Genomic DNA, 315 nt, shown 5'->3' with positions numbered 1-315 from the left:
GGCCGATGCCGGCTTTGCCGAATATACGACGCCGATCCTCACGGCCTCCTCGCCGGAAGGTGCACGCGACTTCCTCGTGCCGTCGCGTATTCATGAGGGCAAGTTCTTCGCGCTGCCGCAGGCGCCGCAGCAGTACAAGCAGCTTCTGATGGTGGCGGGTTTCGACCGTTACTTCCAGATCGCGCCGTGCTTCCGCGATGAAGACCCGCGCGCCGACCGCCTGCCGGGCGAATTCTACCAGCTCGACGTCGAAATGAGCTTCGTGACCCAGGAAGATGTCTGGACCACGATGGAGCCGATGATGACTGCCGTCTT

1 protein-coding gene is annotated in these 315 nt (G+C 62.5%); it reads left to right on the top strand.

Annotated features, from left to right (window positions below; genetic code table 11):
* Positions 1-315: amino acid--tRNA ligase-related protein (locus EN853_RS33475; protein WP_348632885.1), on the top strand; the 315-nt coding region annotated here is incomplete at both ends.

The sequence above is a fragment of the Mesorhizobium sp. M1C.F.Ca.ET.210.01.1.1 genome, from assembly GCF_004791585.1.
GTDB lineage: Bacteria > Pseudomonadota > Alphaproteobacteria > Rhizobiales > Rhizobiaceae > Mesorhizobium.
Note: the sequence above shows the minus strand (reverse complement) of the source record. Positions and strands in the feature narration are given on the sequence as shown.